Here is a 21,059-nt window from a genome sequence, read left to right as displayed (position 1 = left end):
TGTAAGGACTGACCATGACCGTACGTGCAGGAGTCATCGGCGCCGGCTGGATCGGCAAGGAGCACATCCGGCGCCTCACCCACACCGTCACCGGCGCACGGGTGCTGCCCGACGGCGCCGCCGTGGTCGCGACGGACGACGTGGACGCCGTCCTCGTGACGTCCTGGGCCCCGACCCACGCCGAGCACGTGCTGACCGCGATAGCCGCCGGGATGCCGGTGTTCTGCGAGAAGCCCCTCGCCACCACCGCCGAGGACTGTCTGAACATCGTCGAGGCGGAGCAGGCGCACGGCCGCCGCCTGGTCCAGGTCGGCTTCATGCGCCGCTACGACGCCGGCTACCGGCAGCTGAAGCAGGTCATCGACTCCGGCCGGATCGGCGAGCCGCTGATCGTGCACTGCGCCCATCGCAACCCGGCCGTACCGGAGTCGTACACCTCCGGCATGGCCGCCCTGGACACGGCGGTGCACGAGGTGGACGTGCTGCGCCGGCTGGTGGACGACGAGATCGTCTCCACCCAGGTGGTCACCCCGCGCGCCACCAGCAAGCGCTTCCCGCATCTGAAGGACCCGCAGATCATGCTCTTCGAGACCGCCAAGGGCGTCCGCATCGACCTGGAGGTCTTCGTCAACTGCCAGTACGGCTACGACATCCAGTGCGAGGCGGTCGGCGAGGAGGGGCTGGTCCGGCTGCCCGACCCGGCCGCGGTCGGCGTCCGCACCGCCGGAGCGCACAGCACCGAGGTGCTGACGGACTGGGTGGGCCGCTTCGCGGAGGCCTTCGACACCGAGTTCCGTGAGCGGATCGCGAACCTCGCGGCGGGCGACGAGCCGACCGGCCCCTCGGCCTGGGACGGCTACGCCGCCACCGTCATCACCGCCGCCACCGTCGAGGCCCTGGAGTCGGGCCGCGTCGTCGCCACCGGCCTCGAACCCGCCCCGCGTTCCACGGAGGTGCCGCGTGAAGATCGCCCTCGACCCGTACATGTTCCGCGCCCTGCCGATCGACGCGATGGTGCGAACGGCGGCGGAACTCGGCTACGAAGACATCGAGTTGTCCCCGCGCGACGACTTCATGCCGTTCTTCCTGCACCCGCGCGCCGACGACGAGCGGATCGAGGAGCTGAAGAAGTCCCTGCGCGACCACGGGATCCAGCTCTCCTCCGTGCTGCCACTCTACAAGTGGTCCTCGCCCGACGAGGCCGAGCGGCAGGCGGCCGTCCGCTACTGGAAGCGGATGATCGAGATCACATCCGATCTGGAATGCCCGCTGATGAACTCGGAGTTCAACGGCCGGCCCGAGTGTGCGGCGCAGAGCGAGGCCGCGTTCCGGCGCTCGCCGGAGGAACTGCTGCCGCTGTTCGAGCGGGAGGGTATCGCGCTGAACCTGGAGGCGCACCCGGACGACTTCTGCGAGGAGAACACCCCGGCGGTCGACCTGGTCCGTGCCATCAACAAGCCCTGGTGAACTACCTGTACTGCGTCCCGCGCTCCTTCCATCTGTCGGGGCGGACCCGAGCGGACATCGTGGCGATGATGCGTTACGCGGGCGACAAACTGCAGCATGCGCACATCGCGGACACGTTCAACCACAAGGGTTCTTCCGGGCTGCGATACATCCTCAACCCGCCCGGCACCCCGGCACGTATCCACCAGCACCTGGACATCGGGCAGGGAGAAGTGGACTGGAAGGCGTTCTTCGATAGTCTGCGGGAGCTGAAGTTCGACGGCGTGGCCACAGCCTGTGTGTTCGCCTGGGAGGAGCGAGCCCGGGAGTCCTCGGCGTTCATGCTGGAGCGGATCACGAAGGAACTGGCCGCCTAGGCCGTCCCCGGGCCGGGGCGGGTTGTTCAGGGCGGCGAGCGGAGTGTCACTCGTACGGGTGCACCCGGCCCGACCGTCCGTGGCATATGGCAGGGTTTGTCGTTCGGCAGCAGTGTGATGTTTGCCATGTGACTGTGATGGGCCTGGGGTAAACGGGCAAAGTTCCCCGTTAGGCCCCACGCCAACCCTCTGCGGCAGGTGATTCGATGACCACGGCGACGACCCGGACGCTCCGGACGACGCCGCCCGCCCGTACCGGCGATACGGCCGCTCGGGATTCCCCAGCCGCTGTCATGCCCTCGCTGCCCTCTTTGACGGGGTTGCGATGGATGGCGGCGCTGCTGGTGTTCGGACTGCATGTGAACAATTTCGGCTACTTCGGAGGGACCGGTGGCCGCCTCGTCTACTGGGGCTTCAATGCCGGTGCCACCGGAGTGTCGTTCTTCTTCGTGTTGTCCGGCTTCGTCCTGACCTGGTCGGCTCGACCTCGCGACCGCGCGCTCGCCTTCTGGAGACGCCGCATCGCACGGATCTACCCGGTACATCTGGTCACCCTGGCCGTGGCCCTGGTCATGGCGTACACGCTGGCGCACCAGCCGGTGCCGTCGCACCGGCAGGCCCTTTCCAACGTGCTGCTGCTGCATTCCTGGTGGCACCCCTGGTGGCAGACGCTGAACCCGGTGAGCTGGTCCCTTGCCTGCGAGGCGTTCTTCTATGCCTCCTTCCCGCTGCTGATCCTGCTGCTGCGCCGGCTCGGGGTGCGCGGTTCGGCCGTGCTGGCCGGTCTGTCGGTGGCGGCTGTACTGGTGCTGGCCTGGACGGACGCCCACCACTGGTGGACCTACACGCTGTACGCGTTGCCCGTCGCCCGGCTCCCCGAGTTCGTCCTCGGCGCGGCCACCGCGCGGCTGGTGCTGCTCGGCCGGTGGCGGGGGCCCGGCCTGGAGGCGTCGCTGGCCCTGGCCGTCATCGGCTACTTCCTCGTCCCGCAGGTCACCCCCGGCTACTCCGCCACGGTGTGCACCATTGCCGGGTTCGGGCTGCTGATCCCGGCCGCGGCGGTCGCGGACGTGAAGGGGCTGCCGTCGCTGTGGCGGCGCCGGCGGCTGGTGCGGCTCGGTGAACTGTCGTTCGCGTTCTACATGATCCATCTGCTGGTGCTGCGCGCCGGCACCGAGCTGCTCGGGACGAAGCCGCACTTCGGGCTGCTGGCGGGGCTGGCCATCACCACGACCGCGTTCACCGTGTCGCTCGGGCTGTCCTGGCTCCTGTACGAGGCGGTGGAGCGCCCGGCGAGACGGCTGCTGCTGCGCCCGCTGCGCCGCCCGGCTCCCCGGCAGGATCCGGACCGGGCCTCTCACGAGGCACCGGCCTCGGCACAGGACTGAGCCGGTTCCCGAACCTTTCGGAGCACCCTGGCCGGCAGCGCGAAAAGTGCCCTCGGCTCCCTCGCGGAGGGCCTCGCGCCGGGACGCCATAAGCTCCGGAAGGCCTGCGGACGCCCGCCGAGGGGGCGGCACCCGCTTCCCCTCCGTCGCCCGCTCAGGCGCCCGGCGAAGCCTTCGAGCCGAGCCCGGCGACCTGGTGCTCCGCCGTCCCCGCCCCTAGGTTCTGCGCATCGGGAAAGGGGGCCGGATGGACCGGGACATCCGCACGGTGGAGGACGTGCTACGACTCCTGGACGGGCTGTTCGCGCCGGGGGCCGACCGCTGGACGGAGGGGGCGGCCGGGTGGTGGGACGGATTCTACGCGGACCGGAACAGACCGGTGCCGTTCTTCGCAGCGAAGCCGGACGAGAACCTGGTGTCCTACCTGGACCGCGGCCTGATCGCGCCGGGCCGGGCCCTCGACCTGGGCTGCGGCCCCGGCCGCAACGCGCTGCACCTCGCCGCAAGCGGTTTCCAGGTGGACGCCGTCGATCTCTCACCCACCGCGATCGCCTGGGCGCGGGAGCGTGCCCGAGAGACAGGGACAGGGACGGGCCCCACGGAAGCCGACGTCCGGTTCCACTGCGGTGACGCCTTCGTCCTGACCACGAGGGCGGGAGCGACCACGGACGAGCTGTGCGGCCCGTACGACCTGGTCTACGACTCCGGCTGCTTCCACCACCTGCCACCGCACCGCCGCGTCAGCCATCTCGCACTGCTGGATCGGGTGCTGGCGCCCGGCGGGCACTTCGCGCTCACCTGCTTCGCCGCCGGCCGGATGGGATCCGAACTCCCCGACGCGGCCTTCTACCGCGAGCCCGGACTGCACGGCGGCCTCGCCTACACACCCGAGTCCCTGCGCCGGATCTTCTCCGGCCTGGAGGAGATCGAACTGCGCGCCATGCGGCCGCAGCCGGTGGAGTCGGCGCTGTTCGGAGAGGATTTCCTGTGGACGGCCCTGTTCCGCCGCCCCGGTTGGCAGCCGCTCCCGCCACCCTGGGCGCTGCCCCCGACCCCGGCCAGCGGGGTGCGCCCATCTTGATGCCGCTGGTCTGCGGGACCTGTAAGCCGTGGGCCTGGACGATCTTGGGATCGGCCTTGTAGTTGCAGTAGCTGCCCAGGACCCAGGCGTTCGGGGCGTCGTACGCCTTGTCGTTCTGGAAGAAGACGGTACGGCCGCGTTCTCCGTACGGAAGCGGGATCAAGAGGCCGACCCCGGATTAGTTCATGTTTTGATTTAAGTGATGAGGCAAGCGGGCGGCAAGCCTTCGGAAGCCACAATCCTCAGAACCGCATGCCGTGTCCCCGGGCCAGGACGAGATGGGGGTCGTGGCGCCGTTTGGCGTCGGCGAGGGCCGGCCAGCGGCTGCCGTAGTGGCCCGGCCAGTCGGCATCCGACAGGGGCAGTGCGTTGACGGGGTAGGCGACGGCGCCGTAGGCGCGGGCGAGTTCGTACGCGGCGCGGTTGGCGGCCACCATCGCGGCCGCCGTCTCCGGGCTGCCCGGCGGTGCCGTGCGCAACAGGGCGAAGAGATGGAGGACTTGGCCGGATGGACGGCGGAAGAGGGGGGCGCGTAGCCGCTCGGAGAGCAGCGGGTACAGCAGGACGAGGCCGGTTTCGCGCAGATCGGCGAAGGCCGCCTCGGTGAGGACGGCACGGACCACGGGCTCGGCGCTGTCGTGCGGGAGCAGCAGGTTGAGCCACGGGTGCGGATACAGCCACTCCCCCGTCGCCCGCAGAACCTCCTCGTCGGTGTCCACGCGCTGGGCGAACTCGCCGTACCCGAGGTCCTCGATCTCCGTGGCGGCGGGGTCGTGTGCGAGTCCGTCGAGCAGGGCGGTGTCGTCGGGCGGGCACGAGCCGGTGTGCGGGGCCACGGCCTCGATCATGTACTGCCAGCCGTGCTCGCCCGCCGGCCGGGCCTGGCCCTCCAGATAGGTGAAGCGCTGCTCCTCGGCGAGCCGCCGCTGGTCGGCGAGGTAGCGGGGGAGGTCGGCGTAGTACAGGCAGTAGCGGCGGACCCGGTCGGGGGCGGGGACCAGCCGCAGGGTGGCGGTCACGATGACGGCGCACTGGCCGAGGCCGGCGAGCACGACGTGGAACAGCTCGGGGTCCCGGTCGGGTGAGCAGACCCGGTGCTCCCCGGCCCCGGTCACCACCTCCAGCTCCAGGACCTGGTCCGCGACCAGGCCGTGCCGGTGGCTGGCGCCGCCGAGTCCGCCCGCGGAGAGGACGCCCCCGACGCCCGCGCCGAGGTAGTCGGTGAGGACCGGCGGGGTGCGGCCCTGCGGCAGGGTGGCTGCCAGCACGTCCCGCCACAACGCGCCCGCCTGTACGGTCACTCGGCCGTCCGTCACGGGACCGACCCGGTTCAGCGCCCGCAGGTCCAGTACGATCCCGCCGCCGGCCTGGCCCTGGCCGTACATCGAGTGTCCGCCGCCGCGCGCGCTCACCGGGATGCCCCGGGGACCGGCGAACTGCAGCAGGTCCTTGATCTCGGCGGCGGTCTTGGGGCGGAGCACGCCGAGCGGCTCGGCCCGCACGAGGTGCCCGAAGTCCTGTGCGGCCTCCTGGAGGGTCTCGGGGCGGGTGTCCAGGGCCGGGCCGAAGCGGGCGGCGAGGTCGTGGGCCGTCGTCATGCCGGAATCACATCAGACGGGCGCGCTGTGCGTCGAGATCGCCGTCAACTGCCTTCTGCTGCCTGCTTCTTGATGAGGTGCAGCAGGGCGGCGTGCGTCTCCGCGTCGGCCGCGGCGACGAGCCCGTCCGCGCCGGTGAGTACGGGTTCGCCGCGCAGGCCGGTCACCGTGCAGCCTGCTGCCCGGCACAGGGCGATGCCGGCCGCGAAGTGCACGCTGTCGCGCAGGTCGCCGTCGGTGACGTAGGCGGCCCGGCGGCCGGCGGCGACCCAGGCCACGGCGAGGGTGCTGGAGATCACCCGGGGGCGGAACCGTGCGGCGAAGCCCGGGTCGGCGAGGAGCCGGACCGCCTGGAATCCGGGGGCGTTGGGGAACAGGGGATCGAGGTTGGCGTCCACCAGCGCCGACCCGGACCAGGGCATCAGTCGTTCGTCGCCGCCGTCTCTCCGGACCCATGCCGTGTCGCCGTCGGTCCAGAACACCTCGCCGCTGAACGGGTCGGCGGTCGCGGCGGCCATGACATCGGGCCCCTGACGAAGGGCGACGTTCACGCCGACGAGCATGTTCCGTACGGCGTAGTTGAGGGTGCCGCACAGCGGGTCGACGAGCCAGCGGCGGTGGGCGTCGGCTGCGCCGGAGCGCCCGCTCTCCTCGCCGGTCACGGCGTCGTCGGGGCGGGCGGCGCGCAGCACGTCCAGGATGGCCCGCTCGGCGGCGAGGTCCGCCTCGGTCGCGAAGTCGCCGGCGGACTTGTCGTAGCGTGCGAGCCGGCTGCCGTAGAGATCACGGACCACGGCGGCGCCCGCCTGGGCCGCGGTCAGCGCCAGGCGGGCGTCGGATTCCCCGTTGATGATCGACATGGACGCAGGATAATCGCAAGTTCCGTGGCTGCTGGAGGGGTTGGGCCCCGGCTCGCACCGAGGGGACTAGCGGTGTGCGTATCCGGTCACGGTGAGGGACAGGCTCTGTTCCGCAGCGGAGCGCCCCGCACCCACGGAACTTCCGCTGCGGTCCGTCCAGTTGCGCACCGGTGTGGTCTCGGCGAGCCGGCCGGAGGTGCCGGAGAGGCCGAGCACGAGTCCGCTGTAACGGTTGACCAGACGGTAGCCGCCCCCGGAGGCGTTCGGGATCACGAACCACTGCTGTCCGACGGTCGGCCCGCCGGCCGGTGCCCTGGTGACCGTTGGCCTGGCGCCCCAGGCGCGGCCCGCCGCCGAGCCGGAGCCGACGCCGAGCAGCCGGCCGCTCGCTGCGTTGGCGAGGGTGTAGGCGCCGTCGCCGGTCGGGGTGAAGACCCAGGTGTCGCGGCCCGATCCGGTGGGCCGCGCCAGCGAGGTGGTGGCGCTGCCGCCGGCAACCTGGGCGAGGACCCGGCCCGCGCCGCTCGCGATGCGGTAGGCACGGCTCGTGTCCATCGGCGCGGCCGCATGTGCGGTGGTGTCGATGGTGAGGTCGACGTACTCGCCGGAGGCGTCGTGCGAGCAGCCGAAGGCGCAGTAGGAGCGGAAGGACCTGCCGACGATCATGGAGCTGGTGCGGTTGGCGCTGTCCAGGAACCAGCGGTACCAGGAGGCGTTGGTGTAGCTGCCGGTGTCCCCGATCAGGTGCCACTTCTGGGTCGTCAGGTCGTCGGTGGCATAGAGGTACTGCGGTGAGTGCCCGCTCTGGTCGACGGCCTGCGGTTCGCCGATGTACAGCCCGAGATAGGCGTCGTAGGCGATGTTCATGACGAACAGCGGCGAGGTCGGGGGCATCTTGCCGGCCGCGATCTGCTGGGCGGCGGTGCCGGTGTTGGCCGGGTCGTACTCGGCGGAGGCGGGGGTGTAGCCGGTGGGGTGAGCGGCGTCGGCGGGGACGATGTCGCTCTCCTTGCCGCCGGCGCCGGGCTGGGACCAGGCGCCGTCGTACCACTTGCGCCAGGAGCCGGGGGCCATCTTGGCCGAGATCGGGGCGCGGGCGACGTGCTCGTAGAACGCCCTCCAGCCGCCGCTCTTGTCGATGATCCGGGAGCCGTAATAGACGTAGAAGTAGCCGGAGGCGGTGTCGACGAAGAGGCGCTGGTCGCCGTCGCCGTAGGAGTACGTCTGGTTCGGGAAGGCCCTCGTGTCCCCGCGCCCGGTGCTGTACGGGGATGTGATCGCGTGGTCCTTGACGGTCCAGGTGCGGCCCCGGTCGGTGGAGACGGCGTAGTCGATGGCGTCGTAGTGCAGCCCGTCACCGAAGGGCTGCGGGGTGAACTCGTTGTGCACCAGGCCGTACCAGTAGCCGGTGTCGGGGTCGACCCACACGCCGGACAGGTCGCAGTAGTTCTTCTGGGCGTAGCCGGAGCCGCTCGGGGCGTATGTCGCCGCCCGGCCGGTGGGGCTGTTGTTGCAGCGCCAGGTGGTGTCGTCGTTGCGGTCGGCGGAGTTGGCGGGGTTCACCGACTTGCTCAGGGTCTTGTCGAAGCTCGCGGAGTCGAAGTCCTTGCCTGTGTAGAAGTCCCAGGTGCGCGGGTCCTTGGCGCCGTACAGGGCGGCGGACTGCTGGTAGTGAAAGGTGCCGTCCCGGTCGAGGTAGGGGCCGGCGGGGGTGTCCGTGGGGTGGGTGAAGGGCACCGGGGTCCCGACGGTCACGGTGTAGGGGGCGTCGGCGGACGGCGCGGCCGGCGCCGGGGACGCGAGGGCGCCGCTCAGGACCAGGGCGGCCGTCGTGGAAAACACCGCCACGGCGCCGCCTGCTCTGCTCAAGAGTCGCAACTGTGCTCCTTGTTGCCGAAGGGCCGGTTGCACGGAACGATCCGGCTCCGGCGGTTTCCCCGGCAATGGACTCCGGTGCTCCGCCTCTTGCACTTTCGCGCGCGTACGACCGCTCGTGCGGCGCTGACGCGTGCGTGCGCTCGTGGGCGCCGGTCAGGGCTCCTCGGGCGGGGCGGCGGACAGCGGGCTGTCCCAGGCCAGTTGGCGGATCAGGGCCGCGTCCGGCTCCATCGGACGGGCCATGACGCGGCCCGGGCGGGACGGGTTGCGGCTGCCGCGGGAGATGCCGCCGCTGACGGTGATGTTGTGTTCCACCCGGCGACGGCGGTGCCGTTCGAAGGCGGTGAACGCGGCCGGTGGGTCGGGCAGGTCGCGCAGCGCCTTGGCGAGGACGACGGCGTCCTCCAGGGCCATCGAAGCGCCCTGGCCGGTCGCCGGGGAGGCCGCGTGGGCCGCGTCGCCGATGAGTACGACCCGGCCCCGCTGCCACACCGTGCCGAGCGGCATCTCCCAGGCGTTGGTGACCATGACGGGGCCCTCGGAGGCGGCCACGATGTCCGCGGCGGGTGTGGAGTCCTTGCGCAGCAGCGGCAGCAGTTCCTCGCGCCACGGGGCGCGGTGCGCGGAACGGTGCGCGGGCAGGGGTTCCGTGGTCACCCGGGCGAACCAGTACGTCCGCCCGGCCGGCGACACCGCGTACCCGAACGCTGTCTCGCTGCCCCGGATCATGGTGATCACACCGGTGCCGTCCGCGCCGGTGGCGGTGCCGGAGTAGCCGTAGAAGACCCGCTGACCCGCGTACGAGGGCCGCACCCCGGGGGTGAGGAGGCGGCGCACGGTGGAGTTCAGCCCGTCGGCGCCGACGACGAGCTCCGCGTGGGTCACGCTGCCGTCGGCGAACCGGGCGGTGACGCCGCGCGGGCCGTCCGTGACGGCGACCAGCCGGGCGCCGTGGCGCAGGCGGATGCCGCGCCGGTCCGCCTCGCCCTGCAGGGCCGCGTTCAGCTCGCCGCGGCGCAGACATCGGTAGCGCAGCGCGGGCTCGGCCACCTCGCCGAGCGGTGCGTGCGTCAGCTCGGTGCCCTCGTGGTCGAGCAGCCGCAGCGAAGTCAGCGGAAAACCGACCGCCGTGACGGCGTCCGTCGCGCCGAGCTGGGCCAGGGCGCGCATGCCGTTGCTCGCCAGGGTCAGGAACGCCCCCATGTCCTCGGCCGTGTCCGGGTGTGCCTCGTACACGGCGACGTCGAATCCGGCTTTCCGCAGCCCGAGCGCCACCGCGGTCCCCGCGATCCCGCCGCCGATGACCAGTACCCTCGTCACATCGGTCCCGCTCAAGTGCCACTCCTCGCGCCGACAGTGGTGGTGACCATCTAAGGGCAGGTGGCGGGCTGACGGGTGGCTCGGGGCCGGGATCCGGACAGCGAGTGACCCGAAGGACTGAGCGGCCCGCCGGCCCGCGCCGTGCGCGGAAGTGACGCCTGTCTGACGGGTTTTTGTCGGTGGAGTGGGTACGTCCCGGCCATGCGGGTGAGTGTGGTGGATGCGGGTTCGAACACGGTTCGGTTGGTGATCGCGGATGTGGAGGACGGTGTTCCGTTGCCGGTGCACACCGTCAAGTGGAAGCTGCGCCTGTCCGAACACGTCGGTGCGGACGGCACCATCGCCGACGAGGCGGTGGAGGAGTTGGTGAAGGCGGTGGGCGCGGCCGGGGCGACGGCCCGGCGGTGGCAGGCACCGGGGCCGCTGGCCTTCGCGACCGCGGTGGTGCGCGGAGCGCCGAACCGGCAGGAGGTGCTGCGCCGGGTGGCGGCCGGGACTGGTGTCCATATGTGCACCCTGCCGGGGGAGACCGAGGCGGAGCTGACCTTCCTCGCGGCCCGGCGCTGGCTCGGCTGGCAGGCCGGTCCGCTCGCGGTGCTCGACATCGGCGGCGGCTCGCTGGACGTGGCCTTCGGCCGGGGCCGGCTGCCCGACTTCGCCGCCTCGCTGCCGCTCGGCGCGAGCCGGCTCACCCGGGAGTACCTCGGCGTCCAGGACCCCCCGGGGCCCGAGGAACTGAAGGAACTGCGCCGACGGATCCGCCATGAGCTGCGGGACGTGGCTTCGCGGATCCGCTGGGAGCGGCCGCGCACCGCCGCGCTCAGCTCCCGTACGTTCCAGCAGCTGGCCCGGTTGTGCGGGGCGGCGCCCGGGCGCTACGGCCCGTTCGTGCAGCGGGAGTTGCGCTGCCGGGAGCTGCATGAGGCGGTCCGCACCCTCGCCGCGCTGCCCGCCGCCGAGCGCGCCCAACTGCCCGGCATCTCCGCGCCGCGCGCCGCGCAGAGCCTGGCCGGAGCGGTCGTCGGCCACACGGCGCTGAAGCTCATGGGGCTGCGCGGGGCCGTCGTCTGTCCATGGGCGATCCGCGAGGGCGTGCTACTGCGCTACATCGAGGACGGCGCGGCCTGGTGGACGGACGTCACGGATCCCACCGACGCCGCCCCACCGAACTCCACGGCGCCTCTCCGTATCGCCGGCCCACTGGCCTGATCTGTCGCTGGGGTGACGGGGTCCTGCCCAGATCCGCGGCGAGCCGAACGCCGCTCACCATCGCGCTCCGGTCACGGCACGGGGCCCGCCGGAGATCGACGGTGATCGCCCGCCCCGCACCGACCGGACGCAGTCACGGCGTGAGGGTGCGGGGTGAGCAGGGTGCCGTCGAAGAGGGCGGACACGGACGCGACCGCCTCCGGCTCGCCCGACAAGTACAGGCGGGTGGTCCCTCTCGTCCGGGGCGGCGGGCCGGTGATGCCCCCGTCCACGAGCGTCACCGGCACGCCCGTGAACAACACGCCGATCTCACCCATCCGTTGGGGACTGACGGCGTTGGCGTCGACGTACACGCCCCGGAATCCGGCGGCCGCCACGCTCGCCGCGACATCGGGCGCGGCAGCCGGCGGGCACACGCTGAGGACGATCGCGCAGCGCTCCGCCAGTTCCGTCAGGTCCGCGGCGGCGCGCAGTCCGGCCTCGGTGGCCCGCTCCCGGGTGCCGGCCAGCGTCCTTGCGGCACCCACCACACCCTCGCCCCCGCGGCCACCGCCTGCGCCGCCACCCGCGCGCCCATCGCCCCGGGGTGCACGATCCCCACGTCCCCCGCATCCCCCGCGTCTCGCCGTCCCATACCGGCGACCCTAACTCGGCCTGTGTGCCTCCTCGGTCGTACGACGTCCGAGCTTCCCGAAGCTTCCCGTGCGTATTTCTCCAAAGGCCTCGAAATCCCGAACCGTTCTGTAGCGATCATGACAATGACAGGGTAGTCATGCCGGTATGGCATTACGTCGATCACGTTCGGGAACGAAACGGCTCGCCGCGCTCGTGGCCGCGGCGGCGCTGGTCCTCGTGGGCTGCGACAGCGGAGGCACGTCGTCCTCCGGCGACGGGCGCGAGCAGCTGACCGTCGCGGCGCTGCCGCTCACCGACTCGGCCGCCCTCTATCTGGCCCGGGACCGCGGGCTGTTCGCCAAGGAGGGCCTGGATGTGCGCATCCAGCCCGTGCAGCAGAGCATCCAGGCGCTGCCCGCGCTGCTCAAGGGCCAGGTGAGCGTGATCGCGAGCGCGAACTACGTCACCTACCTCCAGGCGTACGAGAAGGGCACCCTGGACCTGCGCATCCTCGCCGAGGGCGTCCGGATCGCGCCGCACATGATGGACGTCCTCGTGCCCGGGGACTCCGCCCTCAAGTCGCCGTCGGACCTCGCGGGCAAGAAGGTCGCCGTCGCCGTCCTCAACAACATCCAGTCCCTGACCCTGAACGCGATCCTGGACGCCCAGGGCGCCGGGCGGCCCGTCTACCGGCAGATCCTGTTCCCGCAGATGGGCCCCGCCCTGGAGAAGGGCCAGGTGGACGCCGCCCACGCGGTCGAGCCCTTCGACACCGCGATCCAGGGCGAGTTGGGCGCGCGGGTGCTGCTGGACGGCGGGTCGGGACCGGCACTGGGCCTGCCGGCCAGCGGTTACGTCACCACGGCCGACTTCGTGAAGAAGCACCCGAAGGCCGCCGAGGGCTTCCGGCGCGCCGTCGAGGCGGCCTCCAAGCTCGCCGCGGGGGATCCGGGAGCGGTACGCACGGAGCTGCCGAAGTACGCCAAGGTGACCGCGGACCAGGCCACCTCGATCCACCTGCCGACCTATCCCACGACCGCCGACCCGGCCGCCCTGCGCCGGCTCATCCGGCTCATGCGCGCCCAGGGGCTCCTGAAGAAGGACTTCGATCCGACGCCCCTGCTGGTGCGGTGACGGGGCTGACATGACCCGGTGGACATGACACGGCGGCAGAATTCGGCGCTCGGCCTGCTGGGCGCCGCGGTGGCCTTCGGGGTCTGCGAGGCGGTCTCCCGGGCCGGGATCGTGCGGCGCGGCTATCTGCCGCCCGCCTCCGAAGTCCTCGCCCGCGCCGCCCGGTTGGCAGGTGACCCCGCCTTTCTCGACGGGATCGGGGTGACGCTGCGGGCGTGGGCACTGGGCCTCGGGCTCGCCTGCGCGATCGCCGTACCGCTGGGGCTGCTGCTGGGCGCGGTACCGGTCGTGGAGGCCGCCGTACGCGCGGTGATCGAGTTTCTGCGGCCGCTGCCGTCCGTCGCGCTGATCCCGCTGGTGTCGTTGCTGCTCGGCTCCGGCACGGAGACGGAGGTGACGCTGGTCGCCTACGCCTCGCTCTGGCCGGTGCTGTTCAACACCGTCTACGGCCTCGGCGAGACCGACCCGCTGGCCAAGGAGACCCTGCGCGCCTTCGGATTCGGGCGGCTCGCGGTGCTGCTGCGGGTGGAGTTGCCGGCCACCGCCCCGTTCATCGCCGCCGGGGTGCGGATATCGGCCGCGGTCGCCCTGATCCTCGCCGTCGCGACAGAGCTGCTCTCCGGCTTCGGCCAGGGCCTCGGCATCTTCATCGCCCAGTCCGAGACGGCGACCGACGGTACGCGGGACGTGCTGGCCGGGGTGGTGTGGGCGGGCACTCTCGGGCTGGTGATCAACGGCGTACTGGTCGGCGTGGAGCGGCGGTTGTTCGCCTGGGCGCAGGAGCCACGCACGGAGACCGGGAAGCCGGATCGGGGCCGGCCATGACCGAGACACAGGGCGACGGGCGGCCCGGAGCACCCCGCGCCACCGCCGTCCCCTTCCTGCTGCGCTGGTCGGTGCTGCTCGTCGCCGCCGGCTTTTGGGAGCTGGCCGCCCGTGCGCAGGGCAGCGTCTACTTCCCGCCGCCACTGCGCATCGCCCGGCACGCCCGCGACCTGTGGTTCTCGGGGCCCGTCGGCCATCTGTTCCTCACCTCGGCCGCCGTCGAGACCATCCTGCCGAGCCTGGGCCGGATGGCGGCCGGGTTCGCGTTCGCCGCCGTCGCCGGGATCACTCTGGGGATCGCCATGGGCCGCTCCCGGGCGGCGTACGCGCTGTGCGACCCGGTGCTGCAGTTCGCGCGGGCCGTGCCGCCGCCCGCGCTGGTGCCGGTGTTCGTCGTCGTCTTCGACTTCGGCACGCCCATGCAGGTGGCGTCGATCGCGTTCAGCGCCGTATGGCCGGTGCTGGTCAACTCGGCCGAGGGCGCCCGGGCGACCGACCCGCTGCGACTTGAGGTGGCGGCCGTGCTGCGGCTGACGGCGCCCGAACGGCTGTGGTTCTTGATCCTGCCCTCGGCGCTGCCCCGGATCTTCGCGGGGCTCCGGCTCAGTCTGTCGCTGTCCCTGATCCTGATGGTGTTCTCGGAGCTCCTGCCGGGCAGCGACAACGGTATCGGCTTCACGCTCACCGACGCCCAGACCCGCTCCGACCTGCTCACCGTGTGGTCGGCACTGCTGCTGCTCGGCGCGCTCGGGTATCTCCTCAACACCGGTCTGCTGGCGGTCGAGAGACGGCTCGTCGGCCCAGGGACGTCCCGAGGGAGGACGGCATGACGACGACCACGGTCCGGGGCGCGGTCGTACGGCTGCTGCGCGAGACCGGTATGACCACGGTCTTCGGCAATCCGGGCTCCACGGAGCTGCGGATGTTCCGTGACTGGCCGGACGACTTCACCTATGTGCTGGGCCTGCAGGAGTCGGTCGCCGTCGGCATGGCGGCCGGACACGCCCTCGGCACCCGGCGGGCCGCCTTCGTCTGCCTGCACTCGGCGGGCGGGGTGGGGCACGCGCTCGGCGCGGTGTTCAACGCCTTTCGCGACCGGGTGCCGCTGGTGATCGTGGCGGGACAGCAGGCGCGCTCGCTGATCCAGCTGCGGCCGTTCCTGGGCGCCGACGAACCGGCCGTGTTCCCGCGCCCTTACGTGAAGTCCGCCCGGCAGCCGGAGCGGGCCGAGGACGTACCGGCCGTGCTCGCCGAGGCGTACCGGATCGCGATGACGCATCCGCGCGGCCCCGTGTTCGTGTCCGTGCCCGAGGACGACTGGGACCGGCCCGCCGTGCCCGTCGCACCGCGCGCGGTGCACTCGGCGTTCACGGCCGACCCCGACGCCCTCGCCGCGCTCGCCGGCCGGCTGGCCTCTTGTGCGCGCCCGGCACTGGTGGTGGGCCCGGGCGTGGACGACGAGGACGCGCTGGAACAGGTGCGGGCGCTGGCCGAGCGCATCCGGGCCGGGGTGTGGATCAGCCCGCTCTCCGGCCGCTCCGGCTTCCCGGAGTCCCACCCGCTGTTCCAGGGATTCCTGCCGCCGGTCGCCCGTCAACTGGCCGCGCGGCTCGCCCCGTACGACGTGGTGGTCGCCCTCGGCGCACCGGTGTTCACCTATCACGTGGCGGACGACGGACCTCCGCTCGCGCCCGGCACCGAGCTGTTCCACCTGGACTGCGACCCCGGCCAGGCCGCCTGGCTGCCCACCGGGACCAGCCTCGTCACCACCCTGCGGCCAGCGCTGGCCCGGCTCACCGAGCTGCTCAAGGAACCCGACCGCGATCCGCCGCCGCCCCGGCCGGCTCCCGTCCCGGCCCGCGTGGAGGGGCCCATCACGCCGGAGCTGTTCTTCGATCTGCTGCGCGCCCGGCTGCCGCACGACCGGGTCCTCGTCGAGGAAGCGCCGAGTCACCGTGACACGCTGCACGCGCGCGTGCCCATCGAGCTGGGCGGAGGCTTCCTGACCACGGGCAGCGGGGCGCTCGGCTGGGGCCTGCCGCTGGCGGTCGGCAGGGCGCTCGCCGACCGGCGCCGGGTGGTGTGCGTGGTCGGCGACGGTTCGGCGCTGTACTCGGTGCAGGCGCTGTGGAGCGCGGCTCAGCACGCGGCTCCGGTCACCTACGTCCTGCTGGACAACGGCGGTTACGCGGCCGTCCGCGCGCTGGGACGCCGGATCGGCATCCCGTCCATACCCGGTACGGACATCACCGGGATCGACTTCGCGGCGCTCGCGGAGTCCTTCGGCTGCCCGGCGGCCCGAGCCGAACACCCCGAGGAGTTGCCGGCCGCGCTGGAGCACGCCCTCGGCCGCGGCGACGACGCGGGCCCCTTCCTGCTGCACCTGCGGGTCACCGGCGGCGCGGGCACCCTGTACGAACCCTGGGCCGGGTGAGGGATGCTGCGCCTCGACTCCGTCAGCCGGCACTTCGGCGACCAGCATGTCCTGGACGGCATCAGCCTCACCGTGCCCGACGGGCAACTCCTCAGCGTGGTCGGGCCCTCCGGCTGCGGCAAGTCCACGCTGTTGCGCACCATCGCCGGGCTCCTGTCCGCGCAGGAGGGCACGGTGACGGTCGACGGGACACCGGTGACCGGGGTACCGGAGCGGCTCGCGGTCGTCTTCCAGGAGTACGGCCGCTCTCTGCTGCCCTGGCTCACCGTCCGCGACAACGTGGCCCTGCCGCTGCGCCGGCGGGGCCTCGGGCGCTCCGCCCGCCGTTCCGAGGCCGAGACGATCCTGGAACGGGTCGGGCTGCACGGGGTCGCCCGGCGCCGTCCGCGCGAGTTGTCCGGCGGCATGCAGCAGCGGGTCGCCATCGCCCGTGCCCTGGTCTGCCGGCCCTCCCTGATGCTCATGGACGAGCCGTTCGGCTCGCTGGACGCCGGCACCCGGGAGGACCTGGAGGACCTGCTCCTGGAGGTCCATCGCGCCGACGGCACGACGATCGTGTTCGTCACCCACGACATCGACGAGAGCGTGTACGTCGGCGACCGCGTCGTCGTCCTCTCCCCCGGTCCCGGCTCTCGTATTGTCCGGGACCTGCCGGTCGACCTGCCGGGTGAACGCGACCAGATCACCACACGGAGCCTGCCGGGTTTCGTGGCGCTGCGCACGGAGGTGGGACGGGCGGTGCGGGGCGCTCCGCCGGGAGGGCCGGGGTGAGCGAGTGCCAGGAGGTGCCGTCGGTCGTCTGCGGACTCGACGTGGCTGCTCGCTTCCCCGAGTTCTCGGCTTCGCTCGAACCTCGGGGGCCCCATTCCGGCGGTAGCCGCATGCCGGACCCGGCCCCGCGCCGCCCGGTTCGCGCGGGAGGGGTGACCCCTGCTGCTCAGGGGCCACCCCTCCGGTGCGTTCCAGCGGTCAGCGGAGGTCGCACACCTTCACGGTGTAGATGCCCCGGCCGTGCGTCGCGGCGTACAGCGTGCCGCCGTCCGGGCTCGTCTTCAGCTGGAGTACCGCCACGGCCGGCAGGCTGCCGACGCGCTGCCAGGTGGTGCGGCCCGGCGCGCGGTGGACGACGCCGAGGTCGGTGGCGACGGCGAGGCCGCCGTCCGCCATGACCAGGGCGGAGTCGGTGGGCACGTCGGGCAGGTTGGCCGAGATGTCCTTCCAGGTGGTGCCGCCGTCGGTGGACTCGAAGACATGGCCGACGCCCGCGCCGGGGCCCTCGGTCCAGTGCCGGGAGAAGCCGTTGACGGTGAGGAAGACATGGTCGGCGTTCTTCGGGTCGACGGCGAAGCCGCTCAGGTAGCGGTTGGGCACGGTCCCGTCGACGGGCAGGCTGATGTCGTGCCAGCCGGTGCCGTCCGCGTTGCCGACGGCGATACCGCGGGCGAAGCCCTGGTTGTTGCAGGGGCCGCACCAGGCGGCGTAGATCCTGCCGCCGGACGCGGCGACGGCGGTCGCGGTGCGGCCGGCGCCGAAGTCGTGCACGCTGGTCCACTCGGAGCCGCTGCGGATGGCGTAGCCATGGGTCTGGACCCAGATGTGGCGACCGCCGGCGATCCAGGTGTCACCGTTCTTCATGTCCGCCGCGAGCGGGGCGATGAAGCGGGCCTCGCTGGTGGCGTTGTCGGGCGGGGCGACGGCGTACGAGGTGGCCTTGGTCGCGTCCGTGGTCCAACTGCCGTCGTTCACGGCGCAGTTCTGGGTGACCTGGACGGCGAGGTAGACGTACTCCTGGGCGATGTCGCAGCCGTTGGCCGGATCGGTGAGCGTGTCGCCGCCGTCGCCGCCGAAGTTGGAGCCCATGACCGTGTCGTTGCCGCGCAGGATGGACTGGCCGTTGTCCTGGAGGCCGCCGGTGACGGCGAGGCCGCCGTGGTCGAGGTCCTTGCCGATGCCGACGGAGTAGTACTGCAGGGTGTCGATGGTGCCGTCGTTGAGGGACGTCCAGTCGGTGGCGTGTCCGGAGGCGTCCTGGGCACCGCTCACCGGCCGCTTGTAGACACCGCCGTCGTTGCCGACGTACACGAAGCTCTTGCCGTCGTAGCGGCCGATGGCGACGCCGTGCTGGTCGGAGTGGGTGGTCTGGCTGCAGGAGCCGCTCTGCCGGGACGGGTCGATGCTCCAGCAGGAGAAGGGGAAGTTCCAGTACGGGCCGACGGTGGACCAGGTGCCGCCGCCGTCGTTGGTCTCGTAGACCTCTTCCAGGCCGGCGTACACGTGCTGCGCGTCGCTCGGGTCGACGGCGAGGAACTGGTTGTACCAGGCCTGGACGCCGGGCATGTAACCGGCCGTGGTCAGTGCGGAGTTGTCGGCGGCGAGGCCCTTGTAGCCGGCGATCTGCGTCCATGGGCCGGTCGGTGAGCCGGACTTGGAGACGTAGATGCCCTCCAGGCCGCTGTCCGGGTTGGTGTTCAGCTGCTGCGGGGACTGGTCGATGGCGTAGTAGCGGGAGCCGTCGGCGGAGCGGGCGAAGGTGACGTTGCCGACGTTGGCCGCGTCCGCCGGGAGGTCACCGAGGCCGCTGGTGATCCGGGTCCAGGCGCCGCCCGCCCTGGTGTAGAAGCCGTTGTAGTCGTCGCCGCTGCGCCAGCCGACGGCGAGGACCACCTTGGTGGGGTCCTTGGGGTCGACGGCGATGTCGTTGGCGATGTTCTTGTACGGGGCGCTCGGGTCGTTCGCCTTCGAACCGCCCGGCAGATAGTCGGGGTTGGGCGCGAACTCCAGCTTCCAGGGACCGCCCAGCTGCTTGGTGGAGTGGCTCCACACGCCCTTGCCGGTGGCCGCCCACACCGTGTCGCCGCCGAAGCGCAGCTCGTGGATGGTGGTGCTCTCCAGCTCGTCGCCGCCGACCCGGCTGCGCGCGGTGAAGGTGCCGTGGTGCGGGTGGGTGAGGACGTAGACGCCGCTGCCGGGATAGGCGTCGGCGTTGGTGGTGGCCTCACCGGTGCCCAGCCACAGCCGGCCCGCGCCGTCGAGGGCGAGGGCGCCGGTGGACTGGGCGGGCAGCCCGTCACTGATGGGCTGCCAGTGGCCGCCCCCGGTGCGCGAGCGCCAGACTCCGCCGCCGGCGCTGCCCGCGTACACGTAGCCGTCGTCGTCGGCCGCGATCGCCGCCATCCGGCCCGTGACGTCTCCGCCGCCGCCACTGGAGTTGGAGTCGATGTCGCGGTAGCGCGGATCGTCGGAGTCGTACGGCAGGTCGGTGATGTTGCGCCAACTGCCGCCCGTGCTCCTGAGGCTGGTGAGGTCGTGCCAGGCGGCGCCGTACGCGCCCGGTGCGACCACACCGGGTGAGGTGCGGGCCTCGGCGTACTGGTCCGCGCCCTCGGCGATCTCGTCCGCTTCGTCGCCGTGGTCACCGCCCGCCGCCAGGTGCGGGGAACTGGCACCCACCGACTGCTCGCGTTCCTTGGCCAGTTGACCGAGGACGCGGACACCGAAGGGACTCACCGAGCGCCCGGAGGCGGCGGACGGGGGTATCGCGACGAGTGCGGCGGACGCGGTGAGCGCACAGAGCGTGAACCACCGTCTTCTGCGGGTTGGTACGGACACCAGGGGCCTCCCGGGATGCATCGACGCTGCCGACGCAGGAGACCCGACCACTCTGGCCCGAAAACATCCGCCGTTTGGCCAAATTTTGACGAGAACCTGTCAGTAGCTACGGTCCGGGAGACGGTTCTTCCGGGCGGCCGGCGAGGCCGCCGCACCCTGGGTGCGGAACCTGCCCACCGTTTTCAGCAGTTGGTCGGCCTGCTCACGCAGCCCGGGGTGGGCCAGCACGGTGTTGCGCAGCCCGCGGACCGGCCGTCGCCACAGCCGCTGAGCCAGCGCCACTGGATGGGCACGGGCGGCGAAGCCCTCGGCGACCTGCAGTTCGCGGGTCTTGAGCCAGTCCTTGTACTCCTTGTCACCGCGGCCCAGGTCCACCAGGGTCACCCCGGCCCGGGCGGCCGCCTCGGCGGTACGCAGATGCATCATCAACCCCGGTGAGTAGTAGTGCAGTTCGGGGTCGTAGGCGGTGAACCAGGCCGCCAGCACCGTGCTCGACCGGGGGCCGAAGTGGGCCGCGACCGGCCGGTCGCCCGCGTAGAGCACGGACAGCACCCCGGTGAAGTGCTCCTCGCGGACCCGGAAGAGATGGTCGACCAGACCGACGATCCACGGCCGGGCGAACCGGTCCATACGGCCCGTCCTGCGGTATTGCGCGGACTTCCACCGCATGAGCGTGCACAGGACGTCCGGGTCGCGCTCGTCGAACACGAACCGCACCTCTCCGATGTCCCGGCCGAGCCGCCGTTCCTTCTTCAGGGTCGTCTTGGCCAGCCCCGGATAGGTGCCGCGCAGCCACTCCGGATAGCCGCCGTCGCCGGGCTTCACATCGATCACCGGTGAGGCGAAGGTGCCGGTGACATGTGGCGCGAACGGCCGCTGTTCGTGGACGAGATGGTCGAACTCGAAGATGCTGAGCCCGCAGGCCCGCAGCAGTTCCCCGGCGTCCCAGGTGACTCCGGGCCGGTGCACCAGGGCCTGGCAGTCGGACAGTCCGAGCCCGATGGCGCGTCCAGTGCCGAACGGCCCCCGCTCGTACGGAAAGAAGCCGGCGGGCGTCCCGCCCTCGCGCAGGACCGCCACCCGCGCCCCGGCCCGGTACCGGCCGACGCCGATCGCGAACTCCGGGGCGAGGAAGGGGTTGGCGTACTCGGGCGACTCGTCCATCGCGCGGTGCCAGGCCCCGCGCAGTTCGGGTGTCAGCTCGCCGGGTCTGTGGATGCTGATCTCCACCTCAGTTCGACCGCCCTTCCGCAGGCCCTGTAAGCGGTGTGCCGGAGACGGCACG

The 21,059-nt window shown here is 72.0% G+C and carries 15 protein-coding genes and 2 pseudogenes; 10 read left to right on the top strand and 7 right to left on the bottom strand.

The annotated features are described in order from the left end of the window. The first annotated feature begins 14 nt into the window (after positions 1-14). The 4 genes and pseudogenes from AV521_RS03100 to AV521_RS03085 all read left to right on the top strand — a co-directional run bounded on the left by AV521_RS03100 (position 15) and on the right by AV521_RS03085 (position 4,292). Positions 15-964: pseudogene (locus AV521_RS03100) on the top strand (Gfo/Idh/MocA family oxidoreductase). Then, positions 961-1,823: pseudogene (locus AV521_RS03095) on the top strand (sugar phosphate isomerase/epimerase family protein). Before AV521_RS03100 ends, AV521_RS03095 begins: the two co-directional pseudogenes overlap by 4 nt. Before the next feature lie 206 nt (positions 1,824-2,029). Continuing rightward, on the top strand, positions 2,030-3,211 hold the full coding sequence (locus AV521_RS03090) for an acyltransferase (protein ID WP_076082880.1): 1,182 nt from the start codon (positions 2,030-2,032) through the stop codon (positions 3,209-3,211). A 247-nt stretch (positions 3,212-3,458) separates the two neighbouring features. Beyond that, on the top strand, positions 3,459-4,292 hold the full coding sequence (locus AV521_RS03085) for a class I SAM-dependent methyltransferase (protein ID WP_079249089.1): 834 nt from the start codon (positions 3,459-3,461) through the stop codon (positions 4,290-4,292). Positions 4,293-4,534: 242 nt separating this feature from the next. On the opposite strand, the gene AV521_RS03080 is transcribed toward AV521_RS03085, so the two are convergent. From AV521_RS03080 to AV521_RS03065, 4 genes are all read right to left on the bottom strand, one after another. After that, a complete protein-coding gene (locus AV521_RS03080; protein ID WP_076082878.1) occupies positions 4,535-5,890 on the bottom strand; it encodes an FAD-binding protein in 1,356 nt (451 codons plus the stop codon). Between the two features lie 44 nt (positions 5,891-5,934). Further along, positions 5,935-6,750, bottom strand: coding sequence for an inositol monophosphatase family protein (locus tag AV521_RS03075; RefSeq protein ID WP_076082876.1), 816 nt, complete (start codon positions 6,748-6,750; stop codon positions 5,935-5,937). A gap of 66 nt (positions 6,751-6,816) precedes the next feature. Beyond that, a complete protein-coding gene (locus AV521_RS03070; protein WP_256725400.1) occupies positions 6,817-8,619 on the bottom strand; it encodes an RICIN domain-containing protein in 1,803 nt (600 codons plus the stop codon). Between the two features lie 162 nt (positions 8,620-8,781). After that, positions 8,782-9,948, bottom strand: coding sequence for an NAD(P)/FAD-dependent oxidoreductase (locus tag AV521_RS03065; RefSeq protein ID WP_076082873.1), 1,167 nt, complete (start codon positions 9,946-9,948; stop codon positions 8,782-8,784). 201 nt (positions 9,949-10,149) lie between these two features. Between AV521_RS03065 and AV521_RS03060 the strand changes: the two genes are divergently transcribed. Further along, entirely contained in the window at positions 10,150-11,157 is a 1,008-nt protein-coding gene (locus AV521_RS03060) for a hypothetical protein (RefSeq protein WP_076082870.1), read from the top strand. 71 nt (positions 11,158-11,228) lie between these two features. Here the strand turns inward: AV521_RS03060 and AV521_RS03055 are convergent, their stop codons facing one another. Then, a complete protein-coding gene (locus AV521_RS03055; RefSeq protein WP_076082868.1) occupies positions 11,229-11,684 on the bottom strand; it encodes a hypothetical protein in 456 nt (151 codons plus the stop codon). Between the two features lie 253 nt (positions 11,685-11,937). Here AV521_RS03055 and AV521_RS03050 point away from each other — a divergent pair, with 253 nt between their 5' ends. From AV521_RS03050 to AV521_RS03030, 5 genes are read left to right on the top strand one after another with little or no spacing between them, the layout of a single operon-like run. Next, positions 11,938-12,906, top strand: coding sequence for an ABC transporter substrate-binding protein (locus AV521_RS03050; RefSeq protein WP_076082865.1), 969 nt, complete (start codon positions 11,938-11,940; stop codon positions 12,904-12,906). Between the two features lie 24 nt (positions 12,907-12,930). Beyond that, the gene (locus AV521_RS03045; protein ID WP_076082863.1) at positions 12,931-13,731 is read left to right on the top strand and encodes an ABC transporter permease; all 801 of its coding nucleotides are present in this window, start codon (positions 12,931-12,933) and stop codon (positions 13,729-13,731) included. After that, positions 13,728-14,561, top strand: a complete 834-nt coding sequence (locus AV521_RS03040; protein ID WP_076082860.1) for an ABC transporter permease — start codon at positions 13,728-13,730, stop codon at positions 14,559-14,561. The genes AV521_RS03045 and AV521_RS03040 overlap by 4 nt, the downstream gene beginning before the upstream one ends. After that, positions 14,558-16,165, top strand: a complete 1,608-nt coding sequence (mdlC, locus tag AV521_RS03035; protein WP_076082857.1) for a benzoylformate decarboxylase — start codon at positions 14,558-14,560, stop codon at positions 16,163-16,165. Before AV521_RS03040 ends, mdlC begins: the two co-directional genes overlap by 4 nt. Before the next feature lie 3 nt (positions 16,166-16,168). Next, the gene (locus AV521_RS03030; RefSeq protein WP_076082854.1) at positions 16,169-16,936 is read left to right on the top strand and encodes an ABC transporter ATP-binding protein; all 768 of its coding nucleotides are present in this window, start codon (positions 16,169-16,171) and stop codon (positions 16,934-16,936) included. Positions 16,937-17,134: 198 nt separating this feature from the next. Here the strand turns inward: AV521_RS03030 and AV521_RS03025 are convergent, their stop codons facing one another. Both AV521_RS03025 and AV521_RS03020 read right to left on the bottom strand, forming a co-directional pair. Then, positions 17,135-19,774 (bottom strand): glycosyl hydrolase, encoded by a 2,640-nt coding sequence (locus AV521_RS03025; protein ID WP_076082851.1) that lies wholly within the window; start codon positions 19,772-19,774, stop codon positions 17,135-17,137. A 99-nt stretch (positions 19,775-19,873) separates the two neighbouring features. After that, positions 19,874-21,004 (bottom strand): GNAT family N-acetyltransferase, encoded by a 1,131-nt coding sequence (locus AV521_RS03020; protein WP_256725399.1) that lies wholly within the window; start codon positions 21,002-21,004, stop codon positions 19,874-19,876. Positions 21,005-21,059: the final 55 nt, after the last annotated feature.

This window comes from Streptomyces sp. IMTB 2501, assembly GCF_001953885.1.
Lineage (GTDB): Bacteria > Actinomycetota > Actinomycetes > Streptomycetales > Streptomycetaceae > Streptomyces.
This window is presented reverse-complemented; position numbering and strand designations above follow the sequence as displayed.